Here is a 19,419-nt window from a genome sequence, read left to right as displayed (position 1 = left end):
TGGTTTATTCGGCCCCTGTTGTGCCCCGCCGAGCGTCAGTTCGGCGGGGCACAGTGCTGCGAAGTGGCTGGTGCGGGTGTGGGCTCGGGGTGTGTCAGGTGGGCGTCGATTCGGGCGAGGTTGAGGGCGGCTCCGGTGAGCTGGTGCTGGAGGCTGGTCTTCGTCAGGCCCCGGTAGCGGGATCTGCGCAGGCCGCAGCGCCCGACGGCTTGGGAAATGGTGCCCTCGACACCGGCACGGATCTTGTAGCGCTCCTTCCACGCATCGGTCTGCTGTTCAGCGCGGATGTGCCGGATGGCGTCGTGCTGGGCTTGCTGTTGCCGCAGCATGAGTTCCCGGTGGTGGCCGGTGGTCGAGCTGACGCAGGCACGCAGGTGGGGACAGGGGCCGCAGCGGCTGGCGGGGAACCTGACGCGGACGACCGGCAGGCCCTTGGAATCGTTTCGGGGATACCAGTCCGTGGCGGTCACACCGCCTGGGCAGGTCACCTGATGATGTTCCCAGTCGACGGTGAACGCATCCAGCCCGAAAGCTCCCTTGGCCTGGGACGATGTGTTGCCGACCAGTGGCCCGTGCAGCTCGACGCGGTGCCGGGTGCGGGCGGCGAGGACGGTGGGCGGCGGTGGGGTAGCCGGCATCCACCCAGTGCTCGGCGGGCAGGCAGTCCCGGGCGGCGAGGGAAGCGTGGATCTCCTCGTTCATCGCGTTGTCCGCGAAGGTTGCCACGGTGGCGACCACGTTGGTGACCAGGTTCGGAACGTCGTCCTCGCCGCAAGTCTCAGTGAGGTGGACCTTGTATCCGTCCCACATAGTGTCCCGTTTGACGCCGACACGGGCCTCCAGGTCATAGGAACTGACCAGGCGCGTCGCGCCCGGCGGCCGGTCTCTTGGGCCCCTGCGCATCACCTCGCCATCCACCTGGTGGAAGTGCTGGACCCAGACCTGGCGCAGGACCTCCACCTCGTCAAGTGCACGCAGTGCTGCGGGGGCTTCAACGGCGAAGACCTCTTCCAGCAGACGTGTCCCGTCCCGGCCGATCCGTGACCCCACCTCGTCCCGCTTCGCGCGGGCCTTGGGGAACCGGGAGTCCTCGGCCCTGGTGGCGTAGTGCCTGAACCCAGTCCGGCTCCGCCACCCGGGACAACCAGTCCGGAGCGGCCTGCGCGAGCGCGTTCAACGCCGCACGCAGAGTCTCGGCCACCTGCTCCAGCCGGCACAACTCACGCGCCGACGACAGCACATGCGAGGAGTCGGTCCGGGCTCGGCCCGCGGTCTTGAGCAGCCCCTTCTCGCGGGCTGCCACCAGCACACCGTCCATGGCCCGGCGCCCGCCATCGGCCCCGGCCAACCGGTCCCTGAACTCCGACAGCACCGAGAAGTCGAAGCCGACATCGTCGAGTTGAAGCACGAGTGCGTACTTGAAGTCGATCCGTGCCCGCCCCGCCTCCGCGCCCTGGCGGTCGGTCAGCCCTTCCACGAACTGGAGCACCGACACCAGCGCCAGCCCGGCCGGAGACCAGGCAGGCCGGCCTCGTGAGGCGAACAGATCCGCGAAGTCCTCGTCCCGGATCATCGGCCCCAGCTCGTCCCGGACCCGGATCGCCAGGCTTCCCTTCGGGAACGCCGCCCGGGCCACCCGCACCGTCTCCGCCGGAATCTCCCCCGGACCCTTCGGCTGCATCGGCATCGACACCCACCCCACACAACAACGTCGGTCTCCACGACCACAACCGGATCGTGGAGACCGACGTCACGCGAGGGCCGAATAAACCAACAGCGTCGTACCGAGGGGCCCCTCGCTCACTGCTTCAGCGAGCTTCAGCGCTCAGGCAGCGACGACCTCGATGTTGACCCTGGCGGCAACCTCGGGGTGCAGACGCACGGACGTCTCGTGAGCGCCCAGCGTCTTGATCGCCGAGGCGACCTCGATGCGGCGCTTGTCGACCTCGGGACCGCCGGCGTCCTTGATCGCCGAGGCGATGTCGGCCGGCGTGACGGAACCGAAGAGACGACCGGCCTCGCCGGCACGGACGGCAAGACGGACCTTGACACCCTCGAGCTGGGCCTTGATCTGGTTGGCCTGCTCGATGGTCTGGATCTCGTGGATCTTGCGAGCACGACGGATCTGCTCGACGTCCTTCTCGCCGCCCTTGGTCCAGCGGATCGCGAAGTTCCGCGGGATCAAGTAGTTGCGGGCGTAGCCGTCCTTGACGTCGACGACATCGCCAGCGGCGCCGAGGCCGGAGACCTCGTGGGTGAGGATGATCTTCATGTGTCGGTCACCCTTCCCTTAGCGCGCGGTGGAGGTGTAGGGCAGCAGCGCCATCTCACGGCTGTTCTTGACGGCCGTGGCGACGTCACGCTGGTGCTGCGTGCAGTTGCCGGTCACGCGGCGGGCACGGATCTTGCCGCGGTCGGAAATGAACTTCCGCAGCATGTTCGTGTCCTTGTAGTCCACGTACGTGACCTTGTCCTTGCAGAAAGCGCAGACCTTCTTCTTCGGCTTGCGCACAGGCGGCTTCGCCATGGTGTATCTCCTGTGTGATCAAGAAGTTGGGGTACGAACCCGCCCTCAGAAGGGAGGCTCGTCCGAGTAGCCGCCACCGCTGCCGCCGGAGCCACCGCCCCAGCCGCCGCCACCGCCCTGCTGGCCACCGGCGGGAGCGCCGGTCGCCCACGGGTCGTCGGCGGGAGCGCCGCCGCCCTGCTGGCCGCCGCCGGGGCCACCGCCCCAGCCGCCGCCACCCTGGCCGCCTCCACCGCCGCCGTAACCGCCCTGGCCACCGCGGCCGGTGGTCTTGGTGACCTTGGCCGTGGCATTGCGCAGGCTGGCGCCGACCTCGTCGACGTCCAGCTCGTAGACCGTGCGCTTGACGCCCTCGCGGTCCTCGTAGGACCGCTGCTTCAGCCGGCCCTGCACGATGACGCGCATGCCTCGCTGGAGCGACTCGGCGACGTTCTCCGCCGCCTGGCGCCAGACCGAGCAGGTCAGGAAGAGGCTATCGCCGTCCTTCCACTCGTTCGTCTGGCGGTCGAAGGTGCGGGGAGTGGACGCGACACGGAACTTCGCGACGGCCGCACCGGAGGGGGTGAAGCGCAGCTCGGGGTCATCGACAAGGTTGCCGACGACCGTAATGACGGTCTCGCCTGCCATTGGGGGAACCTCTCGGCGGGTTTGCTGCTGGCTGCTTGGCTGCTACTCGAAGCCCGGGATCAGCTGAGCGGAACGGCTCAGTGGGTCTCGGGACGGAGGACCTTGGTCCGGAGGACCGACTCGTTCAGGTTCATCTGGCGGTCGAGCTCCTTGACGACCGCAGGCTCGGCCTGCAGGTCGATGACCGAGTAGATGCCCTCGGGCTTCTTCTTGATCTCGTACGAGAGACGACGACGGCCCCAGGTGTCGACCTTCTCGACCTTTCCGCCACCGTCACGGACGACGGAGAGGAAGTTCTCGATCAGCGGGGAGACAGCGCGCTCCTCAAGATCGGGGTCGAGGATGACCATCACCTCGTAGTGACGCATGTGGAACCCACCTCCTTTGGACTCAGCGGCCACGGTCGTTCCGTGGCAGGAGGGTCGTGATGCGTACGCAACAGTGCCTGTCAGTAAATCAGCCGCCACTGACAATCGGGGTCGGTGGACGGTTTCCCAGGTCGGCAGGGATGACCTGGCTCTGCTTGGGCAGACACCGGTGCAGACGGTACAGACTACCCGCACACCGGCCTGCGGTTGAAATCCGCACACGAGGGCGGCCAATCTGTACACATCGGGTGTGCATGGCGCTACGATGCGCCGTCTTCCGCAGGAGGTGCCCCATGGCACAGGCATCGCGACCCAACACCGCCGGAGGCCTTTTCGCCACGGACGGCAAGCCCCATCCGCTCCAGGACACGCTGCTCGCGGTGACCCTGGTGCTGGGCATCACGTCATTCGTCGTAGCGCTCGTAGACGACGACCTGCACCTGCTCAGCTCCTGGGCCGGCCTGGTGGGGATCTTCACCGGCGCGTACGGCCAGTGGATCTCGGAGACGACCCGCGAGCGCTTCGGCCTGATCCTGGGCCTGGGTGCCGCCGGCATCGGCTTCTTCCTCGGCATGGCGCACGGCGGCCTCTTCGGCTGACGCCTCCCGCGCCCCCTTCCTGACACCGCGCACGCCCCGGTCGCCGCGACAGGCCGGGGCGAAGGTTCTGTATGCCCAGCCGGGACGCGCGCAAGGCGCAGTAGGCTTCCGCGAGAGCCGGAGCCCCTGTACCCATGGGGACACACCAGCCCGAGGAGCGCCCCGAATGAGCCTGACCCTGAGGACCATCAGTCGCGAGCAGCATCTGGCCTACATCCAGAGCCTGCCGTCGGCGAGTCACATGCAGGTCCCGGCCTGGGCGGACGTGAAGGCGGAATGGCGCTCGGAGAACCTGGGCTGGTTCGACGAGCGGACCGGCGAGCTGGTCGGCGCGGGTCTGGTCCTCTACCGGCAGTTGCCCAAGATCAAGCGCTACCTCGCCTATCTGCCCGAAGGCCCGGTCATCAACTGGTTCGCGCCAAATCTCCAGGACTGGATGGAGCCGATGCTGGCGCATCTGAAGCAGCAGGGCGCTTTCTCCGTGAAGATGGGCCCGCCGGTGGTCATCCGGCGGTGGGAGGCCGCGTCCATCAAGAAGGGGATCCAGGACCCGGACGTGAAGCGGCTGCGCGACATCGAGGCGGACTTCATCGAGCCGCGCGCCTTCGAGGTGGCCGACAAGCTCCGTCGTATGGGCTGGCAGCAGGGCGAGGACGGCGGCGCCGGCTTCGGCGACGTACAGCCCCGCTACGTCTTCCAGGTGCCGCTGGAGGGCCGCTCGTTGGAAGAGGTCCACAAGAACTTCAACCAGCTGTGGCGGCGCAACATCAAGAAGGCCGAGAAGGCCGGCGTCGAGGTCGTCCAGGGCGGTTACAACGACCTGCCGGAGTGGCAGCGGCTGTACGAGATCACGGCCGCGCGCGACCACTTCCGGCCGCGCCCGCTGTCGTACTTCCAGCGCATGTGGTCGGCTCTCAACACCGAGGACCCCAACCGCATGCGGCTGTACTTCGCCCGGCACAACGGCGTGAACCTGTCGGCGGCGACGATGCTGATCGTCGGCGGGCACGTCTGGTACTCCTACGGCGCCTCCGACAACATCGGCCGTGAGGTCCGTCCCTCGAACGCGATGCAGTGGACGATGCTGCGTGACGCCTACGCGCTCGGCGCCACCGTGTACGACCTGCGCGGCATCTCCGACTCGCTGGACGAGACCGATCACCTCTTCGGCCTGATCCAGTTCAAGGTGGGCACGGGCGGCCAGGCCGCAGAATACCTCGGCGAGTGGGACTTCCCGCTCAACAAACTGCTCCACAAGGCGCTCGACATCTACATGTCGCGCCGCTGAGCCCCGGCCGTTGCTTCGATACGTTCCACAGCTTCCAAAGCTCTGATACACCGCACCTCTGATACACCGCAGCCACGAGAAAGGTTCCAGGTCCGGCCATGGCGCTCACGCTCTACGTCGACACCGCGCGCTGGCGGGCGCACCACAAGCACGTGCAGGAGCAGTTCCCGGGGCTCGTGCCGGTCTGCAAGGGCAACGGCTACGGCTTCGGGCACGAGCGCCTGGCGGAGGAGGCCACACGGCTCGGCTCGGACATCCTCGCCGTCGGCACGACGTACGAGGCCGCGCGGATCAAGGACTACTTCGGCGGTGACCTCCTGGTGCTGACGCCGTACCGGCGCCGCGAGGAGCCGGTGCCGCTGCCCGACCGGGTGGTGCGCTCGGTGTCGTCGGTCGACGGCGTGTACGGGCTTGTGGGCGCCCGGGTGGTCATCGAGGTGATGTCCTCGATGCAGCGGCACGGCATCAGCGAGCAGGACCTGCCGCAGCTGCACGCCGCCATAGAGAACGTCCGGCTGGAGGGCTTCGCCATCCACCTGCCGCTGGACCGCACCGACGGCTCCGACGCCGTCGAGGAGGTCATCGGCTGGATGGACCGGCTGCGCGCGGCCCGGCTGCCGCTGCACACGATGTTCGTCAGCCACCTGAAGGCCGAGGAACTGGCCCGGCTGCAGCAGCAGTTCCCGCAGACGCGGTTCCGGGCCCGGATCGGCACGCGGCTGTGGCTGGGGGACCACGAGGCCACCGAGTACCGCGGCGCGGTCCTGGACGTCACGCGCGTCTCCAAGGGGGACCGCTTCGGCTACCGGCAGCAGAAGGCGGCCTCCGACGGCTTCCTGGTGGTCGTGGCGGGCGGTACGTCGCACGGGGTGGGTCTGGAGGCCCCGAAGGCGTTGCACGGCGTCATGCCGCGTGCCAAGGGCGTCGCGCGCGCGGGTCTGGCCACGGTGAACCGGAACCTTTCGCCGTTCGTCTGGGGCGGCAAGCAGCGCTGGTTCGCCGAGCCGCCGCACATGCAGGTCTCGATCCTGTTCGTACCGTCGGACTCGCCGGAGCCGAAGGTGGGCGATGAGCTGGTGGCCCATCTGCGGCACACCACCACGCAGTTCGACCGGCTCGTCGACCGCTGAGAGGGTCCGGCGACGGCCGCAGCCGAGGCCGGCACGAGGACGACCGAAGGGCCGTACACGGGACTTCCCGTGTACGGCCCTTCGCATGACACCGGGGCCTGCCCGCCGCGCGCGTGCCGTTCGCTCAGAGCGAACCGCCCGTCGCGCCCCGCCTGCCCCACTCCACCTGCGTCCCCTCGAAGTGCGCCGCGTGCCGCGGGGGATGGGCCGCCGGTCCCCACACGAACACGTCCTCCGCGCCGTCGAGTACCCCGCCCGAGGGGTCGTCCTCGCCGGACCGGCGCACCGGGTCACGTTCCGGCAGGAGGATGTCGCGCACGACCATGACGCACAGGTACAGCGTCCCCAGCAGATGCAGCCCGATGGTCCAGTGGTAGCCGTCGGTCGGCAGGCCCTTGTGGGCGTCGCCGCTGGTCGTGTACGCCAGGTACATCCAGATGCCCAGGAAGTACGCCACCTCGCAGGCCTGCCAGACCAGGAAGTCCCGCCACTTCGGCCGGGCGAGGGCGGCCAGCGGCACCAGCCACAGGACGTACTGTGGCGAGTAGACCTTGTTGGTGAGGATGAACGCCGCGACGATCAGGAAGGCGAGCTGGGCGAAGCGCGGACGGCGCGGCGCGGTGAGCGTGAGCGCCGCGACACCCACGCAGCACAGCAGCATCAGCAGCACGGCCAGCGTGTTGACGGTGTCGGTGCTGAGCGGGTCGGCCGAGTTCTGGGCCAGGATCAGCCAGAAGGAGCCGAAGTCGACGCCTCGTTCCTGGCTGAACGTGTAGAACTTCGACCAGCCGTCGAAGGCGAAGAGCATCACCGGCCCGTTCACCATCACCCAGGCGACGGCCGCGCCGGCCAGGGCCGTACCGTACTCCCGCCACTTGCCCGCCCGCCAGCACAGCACCAGCAGCGGGCCGAGCAGCAGGAAGGGATAGAGCTTGGCGGCGGTGGCGAGGCCCAGCAGGAGGCCGAAGGTGAGGGGGCGGCCGCGGGACCACATGAGCAGGGCGGCGGCCGTCAGGGCGACGGCCAGCAGGTCCCAGTTGATGGTCGCCGTGAGCGCGAAGGCGGGCGCAAGGGCGACCAGGAGGCCGTCCCAGGGGCGGCGGGCGTGCGTGCGGGTCACGCAGACGGCGATGACGGCGGTGCACACCATGAGCATCCCGGCGTTGACCATCCAGTACCACTGTTCCTGGTCCTGGATGCTGCCGCTGCCGGGGGTGAGCCAGGAGGCGACCTCCATGAACACACCGGTCAGCACCGGGTACTCGAGGTACTGCATGTCGCCGGGGAGCTTGTCGAAGTACGGCACGAGGCCCTCGGAGAAGCCGCGCCCGGCGTACAGGTGCGGGATGTCCGAGTAGCACGCGTGTGTGTACTGCGAGCTGGTGCCGAAGAACCAGGCGCCGTTGTAGCAGGGCGCCTTCTGGACCAGGCCGAGGGCGAACATGCCGATCGCCACGAGCATGATGATTCGCACCGGCGACCACCAGGACGTTCCGAGCAGGGCACGCCGTCCGACCGGTCCGCCGATCAGCTCACTGCCGGCCGCCGCGACCGGATCCTCCTTGGTAGGCCGCACCTGGTCCGCATCGTGCACGCTCACTGGCGTCGATTCTGCGCTGGGCATGTCGCACATCCTGCCGTATGCGTCTGAGAACGAAGTCACCTCAGGCCATAACAGGCGGGGCGCCTCCGGCGGCCATCACTTGCCCGTCGAGGCCCGCGTGCATGAGGAAGCGCCCTGTTTCACGTGAAACAGGGCGCTTCCTCACTGCCTCCTCATGGGGTCACGTCAACCCGTTCCCCCGCCGAAGAGGCCTCCTCCGCTGTCGTTGCCGTTACTGGTTCCGACGTCACCCCCGCCATCCGTTGGCGCGGGTGTGGGCGTCGTACCGCCGTCGGCGCCTCCGGTTTCCGTACCGCCTCCGCCGTCGGCGTTCCCGCCGGTGTCGCCCTCGCAGCCGAAGAATCCGCAGTCCGTCGGGGTCGGCGTGGGGGACGGGCTCGGGCCGGTGTCGCCGGGCTCGGGGCTCGGCTCGGCCGGGGGCGTGGTGGGCGGCTGGCTGAAGGACGGCGTCGGGGACGGCGCGCCCTCCGCGTCCTGGACCTTGCCGATCTTCTCGCCGTCCGGGAAGCCGGGGTCGGGCTGGCCCTTCAGCGCGGCCTTCATGTACTCGGTCCACACCTCCGTGGGCACGTCACCACCGTGGATGGAGTCCTCGCCCGCCGTGCCGTTCATGGACAGCAGCTTGCTGTTCTTGGGGTCCTCGCGGAACATCGCGACCGACGTCGACAGCTGCTGGGTGTAGCCGACGAACCAGGCCGACTTGTTCTCGTCGGTGGTACCGGTCTTGCCGGCCGCCGTACGGCCCAGGGCCTTCGCGTTCTTACCCGTACCGTTCTCGATGACGTTCTCCAGGAGGTCCGTGACGTTGTGCGCCACGATCTCCGGCATCGCCTGCTTGATCGTCGGCTTCTCGAAGCCGGGTACGTCCTGGCCGCCCTTCTTCACCGACGTCACGGAGTACGGGTCAGCCTGCTTTCCGGACGCGGCGAACGTCGCGTAGGCGTCCGCCATGCGGATCGCACTGGGAGTCGACGTCCCCAGCGCGAACGACGCGTTGAGCTTGGCGAAGCTTTGATCCAGGATGCCGGACTTCTTCGCCACATCCATCACGTTCGACATCCCCACATCCATGCCGAGCTGCACGAACGGCGTGTTGATGGACTGCTCCATCGCCTTGCGCAGCGTGATGTAGCCCCAGGCATGGTCACTTTCGTTCTGTTGCCGGAAGACCTCGCCGTCCTTGGTCCTGACGTAACTGCCGTCCTGGTCCTTGATCTTGATGTCGTCGTTGCCGTTGTACTTGCTCAGCGGCGAGACACCGACGCCGTCGCTCTTGTACGTGCCGTGGTCCATGGCTGCGGCCATCACGAACGGCTTCCACGTCGAACCGACCGGGACACCCTGGGTGTCGGCGTTGTTGTTGAAGTGGCCGTTCTCGTATCCCGCGCCGCCGTAGATCGCGACGATCGCGCCGTCGTTGGGCTTGACCGACGCGGCACCGAACTGCACGTTCTTGTCCTGGTCCCGCTTCTCCGGGTCGAGACGACCCTTCTCGATCTTCTTGACGGCCTTGTTCAGCGCGTCGACCTTGTCCTTCTCGAAGGTCGTCTTGATCTGGTATCCGCCCTTGTCGAACTGCTGCTCCGTGATGTCGGAGTGTGCCAGGACGTACTTCTTGGCGACGCTGACCAGGTAGCTGATCTGGCCGGTCATGCCCTTGGTCGCCTTGCGTCCCTGGGGCATGGGGTACTTCGAGGTGGCCGTCTGGTACTGGGCCTCGGTGAGTTTCCCGTCCTTGCGCATCTCGCCGAGGATCCAGCGCCAGCGTCCCTCGGAGCGCTGGCGGTTGGCCTCGCGGCTCGCGGCGGGGTCGATGCTCTCGTTGCCCTCGGGGTCGTAGTACGTCGGGCCCTTGAGGAGGGCGCCCAGGAAGGCGCACTCGCTGGGCGTGAGGTTGACCGCGTCCTTGCCGTAGTAGGTCTGGGCAGCGGCCTGGAGGCCGTATGCGCCACGGCCGTAGTACGAGGTGTTCAGGTAGCCCTGGAGGATCTCGTCCTTGTCGAGCTTCGTCCCCACCTTGACGGAGATGAACAGCTCCTTGAACTTCCGGGTGAGGGTCTGGTCCTGGCTCAGGTAGGTGTTCTTGACGAACTGCTGGGTGATCGTCGAACCGCCCTGTGTGTCGCCGCCCCGGGCCATGTTGGCCAGTGCACGGGCGATACCCATGGGATCGACACCCGAGTCCTGGTAGAACGTCTTGTTCTCGGCCGAGATCACCGCGTTCTGCATGGCCTTGGGGATCTGGCTGATATCGATGTTCTGGCGGTTGGCACCGGCGCCCGTGGCGGCCATCTGGGAGTCGTCGGCCCAGTAGTAGACGTTGTTCTGCGACTTGGCCGCGGTGTTCTCGCTGGGGATGCCCACCATGGCGTACCCGATGCCCGCCACGGCGACCAGACTGCCGAAGAACCCGATGCACAGCCCGGAGACGAGCCGCCAGGACGGCACCCAGCGCTGCCATCCGTACTTGCCCGCGCGCGGGTAGTCGATCAACCGCTTCCTGTCGGGCGGCGCGGCACGACCTCTGCCCCGCCCGGGGCCGGCCGGCCCGCCGGGAGCGGCGCGGCGGCCGTGGCCCGGGTCGGCCGCCCGGCGTCGGCCGCCCCCACTTCTCTGTGCCGCCCGCCGGGCTTCGGCGCGGCCGCCGTACGGGCGCTCTTCACCTCCCGCGTTGTAGGGATCGGATCCATAGGAGCCGGATGGAGACCCAGTGGCGCCCCGCGGTGCCGCGCGGCGACCGGAGGACGAGCCGGACTGGCCGCGTCGGGCCGCGGCACGTCCGCCTCCCTGCGGCTGCGGCGGTTTGCGACGGTGCTCGCTCATCGAACGACTACTCCTCGGGCAGGCGCACCCTTGCGCGCCTGGAGACGGCGGCTGGTTTCCGGTCCCCCCGAAATACGGATGCGGTCGGCTCCCCCACTCATTGGTCCCGCGTGCACCCGTACTGCACCGAGGACGACGACGCTCCCTGGCGTCACTTGGTTCCCGGTGGTCTTCATGGCGCACAGACTACGCATCGGCAAAACCTGCCTAGCCCCAAAGTTCACCCCAAATCAGGCAACCTGCGTCCGATGAATCGGTGATGTGATCCCGTTCACCGCCCTCCCACTTGTCGCCTCCGGATGGTCGTTCTATCGTCGTGATGTATCGAGTCGATACATCAGCTCGGCATAAGCAAGTCCGGTCACACATCCGTGCGGGCGCGTCCGCGGCAGAGAGGAGGCGACGATGAGCCGGCGTTCCGGGATCCTCGAATTCGCCGTACTCGGCCTGCTCCGCGAATCCCCGATGCACGGCTATGAGCTGCGCAAGCGACTCAATACGTCACTGGGTGTGTTCCGGGCGTTCAGCTACGGGACGCTGTATCCCTGCCTCAAGGCTCTGGTCGCCAACGGCTGGCTGACCGAGGAGCCGGGGCACACCACCGAGGACGCGCTCGCCGCGCCGCTCGCGGGCCGCCGCGCCAAGATCGTCTACCGGTTGACGGCCGAGGGCAAGGAGCACTTCGAGGAGCTGCTCTCGCAGACGGGACCGGACGCGTACGAGGACGAGCACTTCGCCGCCCGCTTCGCCTTCTTCGGCCGGACGCCGCACGACGTACGCATGCGCGTGCTGGAGGGCCGGCGCAGCCGTCTGGAGGAGCGCCTGGAGAAGATGCGCCTCTCGCTGGCGCGGACCCGGGAGCGCCTCGACGACTACACGCTTGAGCTCCAGCGCCACGGGATGGAGTCCGTGGAGCGCGAAGTGCGCTGGCTGAACGAGCTCATCGAGAGCGAGCGGGCCGGGCGGGACCACAGGGGTTCCGCTTCCGGGGGGCCCGACTCGCCGGACACCACATCTGGAGCGCCGGGCGGCCTGCCCCGGTCCGGGGACGAGCCCCGGCCGGATACGCCCGGCGACACCGCCACGTGAGGTCCGCTCCAAGGGCCTCACTCGTACACACAGGGAGCAACCGGAATGGGTTCGGTTCGCGTAGCCATCGTCGGCGTGGGCAACTGCGCCGCGTCGCTGGTGCAGGGAGTCGAGTACTACAAGGACGCCGACCCGGCGTCCAAGGTGCCAGGCCTGATGCACGTCCAGTTCGGCGACTACCACGTGGGCGACGTCGAGTTCGTCGCCGCCTTCGACGTGGACGCCAAGAAGGTCGGCCTCGACCTCGCGGACGCCATCGGCGCCTCGGAGAACAACACCATCAAGATCTGCGACGTGCCCCGCACCGGTGTGGCGGTCCAGCGCGGCCACACCCTCGACGGCCTCGGCAAGTACTACCGCGAGACCATCGAGGAGTCCGCCGAGGCCCCGGCCGACGTCGTCCAGGTCCTCAAGGACAAGCAGGTCGACGTGCTCGTCTGCTACCTGCCGGTCGGCTCGGAGGACGCGGCGAAGTTCTACGCCCAGTGCGCCATCGACGCGCGCGTGGCGTTCGTCAACGCGCTGCCCGTGTTCATCGCCGGTACGAAGGAGTGGGCGGACAAGTTCACCGAGGCCGGCGTGCCGATCGTCGGTGACGACATCAAGTCGCAGGTCGGCGCGACCATCACGCACCGCGTCATGGCGAAACTGTTCGAGGACCGCGGCGTCGTCCTGGACCGCACGATGCAGTTGAACGTCGGCGGCAACATGGACTTCAAGAACATGCTGGAGCGCGACCGCCTGGAGTCCAAGAAGATCTCCAAGACCCAGGCCGTCACCTCCCAGATCCCCGACCGGGATCTCGGCGAGAACAACGTCCACATCGGCCCGTCCGACTACGTGGCATGGCTCGACGACCGCAAGTGGGCCTACGTCCGCCTGGAGGGCCGCGCCTTCGGTGACGTTCCGCTGAACCTGGAGTACAAGCTGGAGGTCTGGGACTCCCCGAACTCCGCCGGCGTCATCATCGACGCCCTGCGCGCCGCGAAGATCGCCAAGGACCGCGGCATCGGCGGCCCGGTGCTGTCGGCGTCGAGCTACTTCATGAAGTCCCCGCCGGTCCAGTGCTTCGACGACGAGGCCCGGGAGAACGTGGAGAAGTTCATCAAGGGTGAAGTCGAGCCGTAAAAGGCCTGCTCTTGCGGCCTGTTGAGGGTTCCCGGGTCGTATGGCCCGGGAACCCTCCCCGTATGTGAGGCTGTGCCCCATGGCCGTCGTCCGCGATCTGCGCGTCCTGCTCCGCTTCCGGAACTTCCGACGTCTGCTCGCCGTACGGCTGCTCTCCCAGGGCGCCGACGGCGTCTACCAGGTTGCGCTCGCCGCCCATGTCGTCTTCTCGCCGGAGAGGCAGGCCTCGGCCGCCGAGATCGCCTCCGCGATGGCGGTCCTGCTGCTCCCGTACTCCCTGGTGGGCCCCTTCGCCGGAGTCTTCCTGGACCGCTGGCGCCGCCGCCAGGTCCTGCTGTACGGCAGCCTGCTGCGCGCCCTGCTGGCCTCCGCGACGGCCCTGCTGCTCCTCAGCCAGGTCCCGGACTGGCTCCTCTATCTCTCCGCTCTGTGCGTCACCGCCGTCAACCGGTTCGTCCTCGCCGGTCTGTCCGCCTCGCTGCCGCGGGTGGTCGACGCCGAGCGCCTGGTGATCGCCAACTCCCTCTCCCCGACCGCGGGAACTCTCGCCGCGACGGCCGGCGGCGGCATCGCTTTCGTGGTACGGATCCTGATCGCGGACTCCGATGCCGCCGTGCTGCTGGTGGGGGCGGTGCTCTACCTGTGCGCGGCACTGATGTCGCTGCGCATGGCGCGGGAACTGCTGGGACCCGAGCCCGAGTTGGTCCGGCCCCGGCTCGCGGCGGCCCTCTCCGGCACCGCGCGTGACCTGGTGGCAGGCGTACGGCATCTGGGCGGGCCGGCGCGCCGGGAGGCCGCCTGGGCGCTCGCAGCGATGACGCTGATGCGGTTCTGCTACGGCGCGCTGCTCGTCATGGTGCTGATGCTGTGCCGGTACGCGCTGACATCGACGACCGACGAAGGGCTGGCCCTGCTGGGGCTCGCGGTGGGGGTCTCGGGGGCCGGATTCTTCGCGGCGGCCGTGATCACGCCCTGGGCGGCGGGACTGCTCGGACCCGGCCGGTGGATCGCCGTGTGCGCCGCCGCGGCAGCGGTGCTGGAGCCGGCCCTCGGTCTGCCGTTCGCCACGGCGCCGCTGCTCGTCGCGGCGTTCGTCCTGGGCCTGACCACGCAGGGCGCGAAGATCGCCACGGACACGATCGTGCAGTCCTCGGTCGAGGACGGCTTCCGTGGCCGGATCTTCTCGGTCTACGACGTCCTGTTCAACCTCGCGTTCGTCGGCGCGGCCGGAGTGGCCGCCCTGATGCTGCCGCCGGACGGCCGGTCGGTGCCGCTGGTTGTCACCGTCGCCGTTATCTACGGGTCGGTTGCTGTGGCTATGGCCCGTTATGAGCGGCAGTAAGTGTCACATCAACGACACAGAGTCCCTCTGAGTTACAGCGTTGTCAGTAGTGGCCGGTACTTTACCTGCGTCACATATGGCGCTCTGTTCGCGCCACTCACCTATGTTTCGAGGGGGACCCCCAAGTGACCACTCCGCCGCCCCAGGGCAACCCGTTCGCACAGGGCCAGCAGCCCTACGGCCAGCCCCAGGGCCAGGCCCCGTACCCGCCCCAGGGCGGCTACCCCCAGCAGCCCGGTCAGCCGGGGTTCCCCCAGCAGGGCGGCGCAGCTCCGTTCCAGGGAGCTCCCGTCCCTCCGCCCGCTCCGACCCGGCGCGTCAGCAAGAAGGTCCTGCGGATCGTCGCACTCATCGTCGTCGCGATAGCCATGGCCGCCGGCAAGTGGTACTTCAGCCAGAGCGACGCCGAGACCACCTCCGTGGGCAGTTGCATGCACAACGAGGGTACGCAGACTTCGCCCGACCTCAAGTCGGTCGACTGCACTTCCAGCGACGCCCAGTTCGAAGTCGTCGCAAAGTTCGACAACACCAGCAACGACAGCAAGTGCAAGGCCGTCAAGGAAGCCGAGATCGCGTACTACCAGAAGGGCGACAACCACGATGTCGTGCTCTGCCTGAAGCAGGTCAAGTAGGACGCACTCCATGGGTGAGGGCGGTGTTTCACGTGAAACACCGCCCCTGTGCGTGTCCGGCCGGGGTCATGTTTCACGTGAAACATGACCCCGTTTCACGGCCTCAGTTCTGCTGCTCGGCCCACCACTCCTTGAGCGCCGCCACCGCGGCGTCATGCTCCATCGGCCCGTTCTCCAGGCGAAGCTCCAGCATGTGCTGGTAGGCACGGCCGACAACCGGGCCGGGCTTGATGCCGAGGATCTCCATGATCTGGTTGCCGTCGACGTCGGGGCGGATCGCGTCCAGTTCTTCCTGCTCCTGGAGCTTGGCGATGCGCTCCTCCAGGCCGTCGTAGGCGCGGGACAGCGCGGCCGCCTTGCGCTTGTTGCGCGTCGTACAGTCCGAGCGGGTCAGCTTGTGCAGGCGGTCAAGGAGAGGGCCCGCGTCCCGGACGTAGCGGCGCACCGCGGAGTCCGTCCACTCACCCGTGCCGTACCCGTGGAAGCGCAGGTGGAGTTCGACCAGCCGGGAGACGTCCTTCACCAGCTCGTTGGAGTACTTCAGCGCGGACATGCGCTTCTTGGTCATCTTCGCCCCGACCACCTCGTGGTGGTGGAACGAGACCCGGCCGTCCTTCTCGAAGCGGCGCGTGCGCGGCTTGCCGATGTCGTGCAGCAGCGCGGCCAGGCGCAGCGTCAGGTCGGGGCCCACGTCCTCCAGCGCCATCGCCTGCTCGAGAACGATCAGCGTGTGCTCGTAGACGTCCTTGTGCCGGTGGTGCTCGTCGCTCTCCAGGCGCAGCGCCGGCAGCTCCGGGAGGACGTGATCGGCGAGTCCGGTGTCGACCAGCAGCGACAGGCCCTTGCGCGGATACGCGGACAGGATCAGCTTGTTCAGCTCGTCCCGCACCCGCTCGGCGGAGACGATCTCGATGCGTCCGGCCATCTCCTTCATGGCGGTGACGACCTCGGGAGCCACCTCGAAGTCGAGCTGGGCCGCGAACCTCGCGGCCCGCAGCATGCGCAGGGGATCGTCGGAGAAGGACGCCTCGGGCGTGCCCGGAGTACGCATCACGCGCGCCGCGAGGTCGTCGAGCCCGCCGTACGGATCGACGAACTCCTTCTCCGGCAGCGCGACGGCCATCGCGTTCACGGTGAAGTCACGCCGCACGAGGTCCTCCTCGATGGAGTCGCCGTACGACACGTCCGGCTTGCGCGAGGTCCGGTCGTACGCCTCCGACCGGTAGGTGGTGACCTCGATCTGGTAGCCACCCTTCTGCGCCCCGACCGTGCCGAAGGCGATCCCGACCTCCCAGACGGCGTCCGCCCACGGGCGCACGATCTTGAGCACGTCCTGGGGCCGGGCGTCGGTCGTGAAGTCCAGGTCGTTGCCGAGCCTGCCAAGCAGCGCGTCCCGGACCGAGCCGCCGACCAGGGCGAGCGAGAACCCGGCCTCCTGGAAGCGGCGGGCGAGGTCGTCGGCGACGGGGGCGACCCGCAGCAGTTCACTGACCGCGCGGTGCTGCACCTGGCTCAGGGCACTGAGGTTGTCTTCGTTGGCGTTCGGCACAACAGAAAAGGGTACGTGGCCCGGGTGACCGCCAGCGCACCCATTAACGACCTGCGGACACCTCGGCGGATACACACACAAGACCTGCCCTTGCGACGGACGAAACCGCTCCCCTTTATAGGGAGACATACGGGACACCCCGCCGCCGTCCCCTGATCTTGTAGAGCACTCCGCGGCACTTCCCCCCAGCCCGCATCGTTACCATGCGTGGACGCACATTCCGACGACCACTGACGACGACGAGGGACGGGCGAACGCGTGGCCGAGGCGGCAGACTTCCCGGGGACGAGTCCCTCACCTGCCCGCCGGTGGCTGCGGCGCACCGGAGCGCTGCTCGCCGGGGCGCCCCTGCTGGCCGGACTGCTCCAGCTGCCCGCCGCGACGCCGGCGGACGCCGCAGGTCAGGGCAGCGTGCAGACCGCCACACAGGCCGCCGCGCGCTCCGGCTCGGTGTCCGTCTCGGTCGACACCCTCACCCCGTCCGCCCCCACCGACAGCGACACGCTGACCGTCTCGGGCACGGTGACCAACAACGGCAAGCAGAACGTCACCGACGCCCATGTGGGCCTGCGCGTGGGCCCCAGGCTCACCACCCGCTCGGGCATCGACGACATCGCCAGAGACGGCGACGACGTCCAGGGCGCCGCCGGCCCGGAGATCGGCGGCAAGTACGTCACGAAGTTCTCCAGGCTCACCCCGGGCGTCGCACAGCCCTTCAGTATCTCCGTGCCGGTCGACGAGCTGGACCTCGGGCAGGACGGCGTCTACCAGCTCGCCGTGTCCCTGTCGGGAGAGACGTCCGCGCAGCCGTGGAACCAGGTCCTCGGCGTCCAGCGGACGTTCCTGCCGTACCAGCCGGACGAGGCCGACACCAGGACGAAGACGACGTATCTGTGGCCGCTCATCTCCAGCGTCCACATGACGGCGGAGACGGGATCGAACGAACAGCAGACGCCGGTCTTCCGCAACGACGACCTCGCCGAGGAAATCGCCCCGGGCGGCCGTCTGGACCAGATGGTGCAGCTGGGCGAGGATCTCAACATCACCTGGGTGGTCGACCCGGACCTGCTGGCCTCCGTCGACGCGATGACGCGCGGCTACCGGATCCGCGGCGAGAACGGCACCACCACGCCCGGCACCCACCAGGCGATCGCCAAGCGGTGGCTCGCCGAGCTCCAGCAGGCGGTGGCCGGCAAGGAGATCGTCGCCCTGCCGTTCGCCGACCCCGACCTCGCCTCCCTCGCCCACAACGGCACGAACGTCACCGGCTCGCTGAGCCAGCTCAAGAGCGCCACGGACGTGATCGTCAACACGGTGGCGACGATCCTCCACGTGACACCCGTCACCGACTTCGCCTGGCCGGTGAACGGCGCGATCGACCCGTCCATCGTCAAAGTCGCCACCTCCGCGGGCGCCGACAAGGTGATCGCCCGCAGTGACAGCCTCCGGGAGACCGGCGGCCTGCCGTACACGCCCTCCGCGGCCCGCCCCATCGGCGGCGGCACGACGGCGGTCGTGGCGGACGCCCGCATGTCGACGGCGTTCCAGGGCGACCTGACCCGGGCCTCGTCCGCCACGCTCGCGGTGCAGCGGTTCCTCGCCCAGAGCCTGACGCTCGACCTGCAGACCGACAAGCAGCGCAGCGTCGTCGTCGCCCCGCAGCGCATGCCGACCGCGAGCCAGGCCCAGGCGATGGCCCAGGCCCTGACCGCCCTCCAGCAGGGGACCTGGTCGGAGTCCCAGGACCTCACCGCCGCCGCCAGGGCCAAGCCGGATCCCGGTGCCACCACGAAGGTGCCGCCGGCCTCCGCGTACCCCTCCTCGCTGCGCAAGCAGTCGCTGCCCCGGCGGGCGTTCGGCCAGATCGCGCGCACGCAGGACAAGCTCGACAACTTCAAGGTGATCCTCAGCAACGAGTCCCGGGTCGTGACCCCCTTCGGGCGAGCCATGAACCGTGAGATGTCCACGTCGTGGCGGGGGCACGGCAGCGAGGCGAGCAGCTTCCGCTCGGGTGTGGAGTCCTACCTCGACGACCTCGCCAGCCAGGTCCGGCTGATCCCGAAGTCGGAGACGAAGCTCTCCGGCCGCAGCGCCACCATCCCCGTGACCGTGCAGAACAATCTGGTGCAGGGCGTCGAGCACCTCGTGCTGCGGCTCAGCTCGAAGAACCCGACCCGCCTCAAGATCGGTGACGCCGCCTACGAGGAGCAGCGCGTCGCGGTCAACGGCGGCCACAGCCAGTCAGTGAAGTTCACCACGTCGGCCAACGCCAACGGCCGGGCCACGGTGGTCGCCCAGCTGTACACCCAGGACGGCCGGGCGTACGGCAAGCCCGTCACCTTCGACGTGCGGGTCACCGAGATCACCGTCACGGTGATGCTGGTCATCGGCGGCGGCGTCCTGCTGCTCGCCCTCGCCGGCTTCCGGATGTACACCCAGCGCAAGCGCGCCGCCGCCCGCGAGGCCGAGGGGGACGGCCCCGGCTCGGCGGGCACGGCCGCCGAAGGACCGGAGAACCCGGAAGACCCCGCAGAACGTCTGAGGGAGGAGTCCGCGGCAGACGCACGGGCAGATGACCCCGAGCAGCCGAGTGACCCGACACCGAACACCGCAGTGGAAAGCGCCGACCCGTCCGGCACGGGTGAGAGAGTGGACCGTTGAGGATGTCGTGGCCGGTGGGCCCGGGACGATGA

The 19,419-nt window shown here is 68.6% G+C and carries 15 protein-coding genes and 1 pseudogene; 8 read left to right on the top strand and 8 right to left on the bottom strand.

What is annotated here, in order from left to right:
- Nucleotides 1–12 precede the first annotated feature (12 nt).
- The 5 genes and pseudogenes from H8R17_RS16625 to rpsF form a co-directional block, all read right to left on the bottom strand.
- A pseudogene (locus H8R17_RS16625) lies at nt 13–1,687 on the bottom strand (IS1182 family transposase); the annotation flags it as partial.
- Between the two features lie 138 nt (nt 1,688–1,825).
- Complete coding sequence (gene rplI, locus H8R17_RS16620) at nt 1,826–2,272, bottom strand: 50S ribosomal protein L9 (protein WP_187823970.1); 447 nt, start codon at nt 2,270–2,272, stop codon at nt 1,826–1,828.
- Nucleotides 2,273–2,290: 18 nt separating this feature from the next.
- A complete protein-coding gene (rpsR, locus tag H8R17_RS16615) occupies nt 2,291–2,527 on the bottom strand; it encodes a 30S ribosomal protein S18 (protein WP_003949403.1) in 237 nt (78 codons plus the stop codon).
- A 45-nt stretch (nt 2,528–2,572) separates the two neighbouring features.
- A complete protein-coding gene (locus H8R17_RS16610) occupies nt 2,573–3,154 on the bottom strand; it encodes a single-stranded DNA-binding protein (RefSeq protein WP_187823969.1) in 582 nt (193 codons plus the stop codon).
- A 77-nt stretch (nt 3,155–3,231) separates the two neighbouring features.
- A complete protein-coding gene (gene rpsF, locus H8R17_RS16605; protein WP_004985983.1) occupies nt 3,232–3,522 on the bottom strand; it encodes a 30S ribosomal protein S6 in 291 nt (96 codons plus the stop codon).
- Nucleotides 3,523–3,815: 293 nt separating this feature from the next.
- On the opposite strand from rpsF, the gene H8R17_RS16600 reads away from it, so the two are divergent.
- The 3 genes from H8R17_RS16600 (at nt 3,816) to H8R17_RS16590 (ending at nt 6,539) form a co-directional block, all read left to right on the top strand.
- Nucleotides 3,816–4,121, top strand: coding sequence for a hypothetical protein (locus H8R17_RS16600; protein ID WP_187823968.1), 306 nt, complete (start codon nt 3,816–3,818; stop codon nt 4,119–4,121).
- Between the two features lie 166 nt (nt 4,122–4,287).
- Complete coding sequence (gene femX / locus H8R17_RS16595; RefSeq protein WP_187823967.1) at nt 4,288–5,409, top strand: peptidoglycan bridge formation glycyltransferase FemX; 1,122 nt, start codon at nt 4,288–4,290, stop codon at nt 5,407–5,409.
- Nucleotides 5,410–5,507: 98 nt separating this feature from the next.
- Entirely contained in the window at nt 5,508–6,539 is a 1,032-nt protein-coding gene (locus H8R17_RS16590) for an alanine racemase (RefSeq protein ID WP_187823966.1), read from the top strand.
- Nucleotides 6,540–6,663: 124 nt separating this feature from the next.
- Here the strand turns inward: H8R17_RS16590 and H8R17_RS16585 are convergent, their stop codons facing one another.
- Both H8R17_RS16585 and H8R17_RS16580 read right to left on the bottom strand, forming a co-directional pair.
- A complete protein-coding gene (locus tag H8R17_RS16585) occupies nt 6,664–8,172 on the bottom strand; it encodes a glycosyltransferase family 87 protein (RefSeq protein WP_187823997.1) in 1,509 nt (502 codons plus the stop codon).
- Nucleotides 8,173–8,328: 156 nt separating this feature from the next.
- Nucleotides 8,329–10,986: a transglycosylase domain-containing protein gene (locus tag H8R17_RS16580; RefSeq protein ID WP_187823965.1), complete on the bottom strand. Its 2,658-nt coding sequence runs from the start codon at nt 10,984–10,986 to the stop codon at nt 8,329–8,331.
- A gap of 405 nt (nt 10,987–11,391) precedes the next feature.
- On the opposite strand from H8R17_RS16580, the gene H8R17_RS16575 reads away from it, so the two are divergent.
- The 4 genes from H8R17_RS16575 (at nt 11,392) to H8R17_RS16560 (ending at nt 15,177) form a co-directional block, all read left to right on the top strand.
- On the top strand, nt 11,392–12,075 hold the full coding sequence (locus H8R17_RS16575; protein ID WP_187823964.1) for a PadR family transcriptional regulator: 684 nt from the start codon (nt 11,392–11,394) through the stop codon (nt 12,073–12,075).
- Between the two features lie 45 nt (nt 12,076–12,120).
- Nucleotides 12,121–13,203 carry an inositol-3-phosphate synthase gene (locus H8R17_RS16570; RefSeq protein ID WP_187823963.1) on the top strand — a complete coding sequence of 361 codons (1,083 nt, stop codon included), beginning with the start codon at nt 12,121–12,123 and terminating at the stop codon, nt 13,201–13,203.
- Nucleotides 13,204–13,282: 79 nt separating this feature from the next.
- On the top strand, nt 13,283–14,545 hold the full coding sequence (locus tag H8R17_RS16565) for an MFS transporter (protein WP_187823962.1): 1,263 nt from the start codon (nt 13,283–13,285) through the stop codon (nt 14,543–14,545).
- Nucleotides 14,546–14,670: 125 nt separating this feature from the next.
- A complete protein-coding gene (locus tag H8R17_RS16560) occupies nt 14,671–15,177 on the top strand; it encodes a hypothetical protein (protein WP_187823961.1) in 507 nt (168 codons plus the stop codon).
- Nucleotides 15,178–15,280: 103 nt separating this feature from the next.
- Here the strand turns inward: H8R17_RS16560 and H8R17_RS16555 are convergent, their stop codons facing one another.
- Nucleotides 15,281–16,726 (bottom strand): CCA tRNA nucleotidyltransferase, encoded by a 1,446-nt coding sequence (locus H8R17_RS16555; RefSeq protein WP_187823960.1) that lies wholly within the window; start codon nt 16,724–16,726, stop codon nt 15,281–15,283.
- A 258-nt stretch (nt 16,727–16,984) separates the two neighbouring features.
- On the opposite strand from H8R17_RS16555, the gene H8R17_RS16550 reads away from it, so the two are divergent.
- Nucleotides 16,985–19,387, top strand: coding sequence for a DUF6049 family protein (locus H8R17_RS16550; RefSeq protein ID WP_187823959.1), 2,403 nt, complete (start codon nt 16,985–16,987; stop codon nt 19,385–19,387).
- Nucleotides 19,388–19,419: the final 32 nt, after the last annotated feature.

Source organism: Streptomyces sp. TRM68367 (genome assembly GCF_014495685.1).
Taxonomy (GTDB): domain Bacteria; phylum Actinomycetota; class Actinomycetes; order Streptomycetales; family Streptomycetaceae; genus Streptomyces.
Note: the sequence above shows the minus strand (reverse complement) of the source record. Positions and strands in the feature narration are given on the sequence as shown.

Bases quoted from the DNA above. Each gene is read 5' to 3' on its own strand.
- rplI (WP_187823970.1), bottom strand. From the start codon at position 2,272: ATGAAGATCATCCTCACCCACGAGGTCTCCGGCCTCGGCGCCGCTGGC.
- rpsR (WP_003949403.1), bottom strand. From the start codon at position 2,527: ATGGCGAAGCCGCCTGTGCGCAAGCCGAAGAAGAAGGTCTGCGCTTTC.
- H8R17_RS16610 (WP_187823969.1), bottom strand. From the start codon at position 3,154: ATGGCAGGCGAGACCGTCATTACGGTCGTCGGCAACCTTGTCGATGAC.
- rpsF (WP_004985983.1), bottom strand. From the start codon at position 3,522: ATGCGTCACTACGAGGTGATGGTCATCCTCGACCCCGATCTTGAGGAG.
- H8R17_RS16600 (WP_187823968.1), top strand. From the start codon at position 3,816: ATGGCACAGGCATCGCGACCCAACACCGCCGGAGGCCTTTTCGCCACG.
- femX (WP_187823967.1), top strand. From the start codon at position 4,288: ATGAGCCTGACCCTGAGGACCATCAGTCGCGAGCAGCATCTGGCCTAC.
- H8R17_RS16590 (WP_187823966.1), top strand. From the start codon at position 5,508: ATGGCGCTCACGCTCTACGTCGACACCGCGCGCTGGCGGGCGCACCAC.
- H8R17_RS16585 (WP_187823997.1), bottom strand. From the start codon at position 8,172: ATGTGCGACATGCCCAGCGCAGAATCGACGCCAGTGAGCGTGCACGAT.
- H8R17_RS16580 (WP_187823965.1), bottom strand. From the start codon at position 10,986: ATGAGCGAGCACCGTCGCAAACCGCCGCAGCCGCAGGGAGGCGGACGT.
- H8R17_RS16575 (WP_187823964.1), top strand. From the start codon at position 11,392: ATGAGCCGGCGTTCCGGGATCCTCGAATTCGCCGTACTCGGCCTGCTC.
- H8R17_RS16570 (WP_187823963.1), top strand. From the start codon at position 12,121: ATGGGTTCGGTTCGCGTAGCCATCGTCGGCGTGGGCAACTGCGCCGCG.
- H8R17_RS16565 (WP_187823962.1), top strand. From the start codon at position 13,283: ATGGCCGTCGTCCGCGATCTGCGCGTCCTGCTCCGCTTCCGGAACTTC.